The organism is Candidatus Deferrimicrobiaceae bacterium, assembly GCA_035256765.1.
Taxonomy (GTDB): domain Bacteria; phylum Desulfobacterota; class Deferrimicrobia; order Deferrimicrobiales; family Deferrimicrobiaceae; genus CSP1-8.
In genome coordinates this window covers 1-4,398 of the sequence record DATEXR010000018.1, presented here as the reverse complement: position 1 = coordinate 4,398, position 4,398 = coordinate 1, and the positions used below count along the sequence as shown (strand labels likewise).

General features: G+C 67.1%; 4 protein-coding genes. 1 reads left to right on the top strand and 3 read right to left on the bottom strand.

What is annotated here, in order from left to right; all coding sequences use genetic code 11:
• A partial coding sequence (locus tag VJ307_00840) for a metallophosphoesterase (GenBank protein ID HJX72671.1) occupies positions 1-1,154 on the bottom strand: 1,154 nt, incomplete at its 3' end.
• Positions 1,155-1,847: 693 nt separating this feature from the next.
• Here VJ307_00840 and VJ307_00835 point away from each other — a divergent pair.
• Positions 1,848-2,159: a zinc ribbon domain-containing protein gene (locus tag VJ307_00835; GenBank protein HJX72670.1), complete on the top strand. Its 312-nt coding sequence runs from the start codon at positions 1,848-1,850 to the stop codon at positions 2,157-2,159.
• Between the two features lies 1 nt (position 2,160).
• On the opposite strand, the gene VJ307_00830 is transcribed toward VJ307_00835, so the two are convergent.
• Positions 2,161-3,210, bottom strand: a complete 1,050-nt coding sequence (locus VJ307_00830) for a GntG family PLP-dependent aldolase (protein ID HJX72669.1) — start codon at positions 3,208-3,210, stop codon at positions 2,161-2,163.
• Positions 3,207-3,929: a class II glutamine amidotransferase gene (locus VJ307_00825; protein HJX72668.1), complete on the bottom strand. Its 723-nt coding sequence runs from the start codon at positions 3,927-3,929 to the stop codon at positions 3,207-3,209. Before VJ307_00825 ends, VJ307_00830 begins: the two co-directional genes overlap by 4 nt.
• Positions 3,930-4,398: the final 469 nt, after the last annotated feature.

The window sequence follows — 4,398 nt, the reverse complement described above, 5'->3', positions numbered from 1 at the left end:
CTTTCCGCCGTGTTGGGCGGCGGCGCACGTTCGATGTCGATGACCGTCACCTCCGGCGGGGAGAGGAACCGCATCGGAGGCCCCCAGGTCCCCGTCCCGCGGCTGGTGTAGAGGTAGGCGCCGCCCAGGGGGAACAGCCCCGCGATGAGCGGGTAGGGGCGTCCGACCACGTACCGGAACGGGAAGATCTGCCCCTTGTGCGTGTGTCCGGAGAGCTGGAGGTCGAACAGGCCGCGCGAACCGTCGGACAGGGTGGGCCGGTGCTTGAGGAGGATCGTGTACATCGGGGAGGCCGTTCCTCCGAGAACCTCTTTCTCCGGGTGGCCGGCTCCCGCGTCGAGCGCCCCCGCCGCGGGATCGTCGACTCCCGCGATCCGAAGGATGTTCCCCAAATTGACGGTTTCTCCCCGGAGGACGGAAAACCCGGCCCGTCGCGTGAACGATAGCGCCTGGTCGATCCCCGCGTAGAATTCGTGGTTCCCGGTGACGGCGTATTTCCCGAGGCGGGGTCGGATCGTCCCGAAGATCTCCGCCAGCCCCTCGAGGTGGTTGATCTCCGCGTCGATCAGGTCCCCCGTCGAGACGAGGATGTCGGGGTCGGCCCTCCGGATCACCGAGGCGATCGCCTCCGCCTTTCGATGGCGGACGAGCAGGCCGAGGTGGACATCGGAGATCTGCGCGATGCGGACGCGGGAGGTCGATGGGGGAAGCTTGTCCGTCACGATCCGCACCCGCTCGACGCCGATCTCCCTCGCCTCGAAATACGCGTAGGCGCCCAGCGCGACGGAAAGCGCGACCAGGGCGAGAAACGGGGCTTTTCCGGAAACCAGGGAGGCGGATCCCCATCTCCCGGAGAGCGCCCCTCCCAGGCGGGCAACGAGGTTGAGCGCGTCGACGGCGAGGTTCATCCAGAAGAAGAAGAAGAGAAGCCCCCCCCAGGTGTACCCGACCCAGGAGACCGCCCGGGCCGCCTCCTCCATCCCGTGCCTGCCGAGGAAATAGATGATCAGCGGGGCGAGGGTGAGCGCGATGAGGACCGGGGCGAGGGCGGCCGCCGTCCCCCACCCGAACCCGAGCGCCGATTTCGCCTTGAGGAGCGCGTATCCGTGGACGCTTCCGTAGATCAGGAAAAAGACGATGAGAAACAGGGGCAAGCGGCACGACCTCCGAAGAAGATACTTCTTCTCATTATCCACGATTCCGCCCGGCCCCGTCGCCACCAAAGAACAGGGACGTTCTTAAAACTTTTCATCCTCTGCGGCGGGCGCCGCATTTGCGCGCGCCGTTACGAGGGCGCCGGCAACCGGGGACCCTGGCTCGCGGAGGGGGCCCCTCGGCTACGCTCGCGATCTGCGCCCGCTCGCTGCGGGTTCCGCTCGTCGGATCGGACCCCGCACGGCGGGGATACTCTTCTCTCGCTCCACACGCCGCCTCGTCGCCCCCCCCGCATCGCCCCGGGTCCCCGGTGCACGCGACGTTTCGCGGATGTCGGAGAGCGCAGCAAGCCGAAGGAGTGGGGGCGCAGTGAGACCGGCCTCCAGGAGTCCATTCCCTCAGATCCCGGCATTCGAGGGCCGCTGCATCCGCTCCGACTTCGTTGCCCTCCCTCACCGTACCGCAGCGGGTACGCTTCGGTCGGGCGCCTTGCCGGAAGCGGCGCATCGACCCTCTCGGTGCACGGCCTCTTCGGCAACGGACCCCTGGAGGCCGGAGCGCAGCCGTGCGGGTTCACCGCACGGCGAGCCACGAACGGAGCCCCCCTCCGAGGCTGCGGAGCGATACCCGCGAATGCCCGCCCCCATCACGCGGGCCGATGCGGGTGGCGGCGGGGTGGGGTTCGTGCGATAATGTTACTGTTTTGGAACGAGACGAGGGGGGACGACGTGCCGACCTACGAGTACAAGTGCGAAAAGTGCGGGGAGTTCGAGAAGGAGCAGCGGATCACCGACCCGGAACTGAAAAAATGCCCGCACTGCGGCGGGAAGGCGCAACGGCAGGTCGGCGGAGGCGGCGGATTCATACGCAAGGGGGGCAACTGGGTCTCGAAGATGTCCTCCCCGGGCGACAGCCCGAAAAAGATCGCGGATCGGATGATGAAGCAGACGGTGGGCGAGGTGGCCGAAGACATCGCCCGCGGGTCGAAGGAACGGTCCCACTAACCTACCGGAAGACCTTGCGGAATGCCCGGATGGCCCGGGCGATCTCCTTTTTCCCTACCCCGAGGTGCGTGACCGCCCGGAAGAGCGGGAACGCCCGGTCGTCCACGAGGACTCCCTCCTTGCGAAGCGTCTCCTGGAAATCGGGGAGGGACATGGCGGGGAGTTTCCACCGGAACAGGACGATGTTCGTCTCCGCAGGGGAGTTGATCATGTCGATCCCGGGGATCTCCGCGAGCGCCCGGGCGAGCACGCGTGCGTTCTCGTGGTCCTCCGCGAGCCGGGCGACGTTGTGCCGGAGGGCGTAGAGGCCGCCGCTGGCTACGATCCCCGCCTGGCGCATCCCCCCGCCTACGCGCAATCCCACATTCCTTGCCTCCCCGATGAACTCCCGGGACCCCACGACGACCGATCCCACGGGCGCCCCCAGCCCCTTGGAGAGGCAGAACATCAGGGATTGGCATGCTTTGCCGTATTCCACGGGCGGCACACCGGAGGCGACCGAGGCGTTGAAGATCCGGGACCCGTCGATGTGAAGCGGGATCCCTTCCTTGCGGCAGACGCTGCGGATCCGCCTCAGGGAGGCGATGGGAAAGACCGCCCCCCCGCCCGCGTTATGGGTGTTCTCCGCGGCCACCAGCCGGACCTTCGCCCTGCTCCGCAGCGGGGCCGCCGCGATCGCCCGGGCGACGTCGTCCGCCGTGAAGATCCCGCGGGGAGCGTCGATCCCCAGGATGGCGACGGCGGCCAGGTTCGAGATGCCCGGCCCCTCGCGCCCCGCGATGTGGGAAGCCGCGGAGGCGACGACGATGTCCCCCGGCCGGGTCCATGCGGACACCGAGACCAGGTTCCCCATCGTCCCCGAGGGGACGAAAAGTCCCGCTTCCTTGCCGAACCGGGAGGCGGCGTACTCCTCCAGAGCCCGCACGGAGGGATCCTCCCCCCGCTGGGAGTCGCCGACCTTGGCGCGGGCCATCGCTTTTCGCATCCCCGGGGAGGGGAGCGTGACGGTGTCGGATCGCAGATCGACGGGGGTCGCCATGTCGGAGGTCACGCCGCCTTCGCCAGGAACAGGGACCGGGGGGACGGCAGGCACAGTTCGACCAGTTCCCCGTTTTCCAGCGCCCTCCACCGGGGCGAGGCATCGAGGGGTTCGCTCGCAAGGATGACCAGTCCGGGTTCGACCCGGAGGAAAAGCGTGTAGTAGTCTTCGCGCTTCCGGTAGTTCCGGAGGGCGAATATCGCCTCCCCGTGCGCGATCAGCAGGTTCGCGGCGGAATACGCCCCCACCCCCGCCGTATCCCCCAGCAGGGTCGACAGCGCCTCGCAAAGCCCGGCGGGTGTCCTCTCCTTCCAGCGGTCCGCGAGCGATTCGAGAAAGACGAGCGTGTCGCTCGCCTTGCGCTGTTCGGCCTCCTCCCCGATCCGCCCCTTGAACGTTCCGTTGTGCGCGAGGGCGATCCCCCGCACGAGAAACGGGTGGGCGTTGGCGGCGTTGACCGTGCTCGTGTCGGAGGCGTACCGGACGTGGCCGAGGAACCGGTCGGTGCTCCCCCGGATCCCGCTTAGGGTGGGATCGGTGGCGGCGGGCTCCCCGCTCCGGATCAGCCGGGTTTTCCCCTTCTGGCGGATCGCGATCCCCCATCCGTCGGGGTGATTCCCGCCCGGGCGTCTTTCCCACCCGTCCACCAGTTTTCCCTGGGCGGAAAGCCGGGCAAGGTGGGAGAGAAACGGCGCGATCTCCCGAGGTTCCCGAGAGGCAAAGGCGATCATGCGGCACATCCGGGCGTTCCTTCCTTACGACATCGGCACGGTTCTCCCGGGAATCACCGGTAGAGAGATGAACCCGGTCTCCGTTCCGTTTCACCGGGGGTTCCCCGCGCGAATGCCGCATTGTACCATACGTCATCGACGGCAGTTCTTCGGAGGGTACCGCCTTGCCGGGGAGGGGAGCTGGCTGCGGGATCGCGGTTTATGGGCATTCCCGCACGGGAGGGCGAGAAAAAAATTGAACGGTGTCGAAAATTTATCTTATAGTAGACGAACCTGATTTTTTCCATCAGGACCCATTACCCGGAGCGATGTTCCGTTTCAGGTCGGTTTCTTCGGCCAGGGGGCGTATGGTGCCTCGCCGTTTTCCTGAGGAAGAGCGTTCCTTCGGAGAGGAAGGCTGAAATGGCCTCCTGGGGACATCTGCAACCGCTGTCCACGGAGTTTTATTCCCTCCTTCGGTACGGTTTGT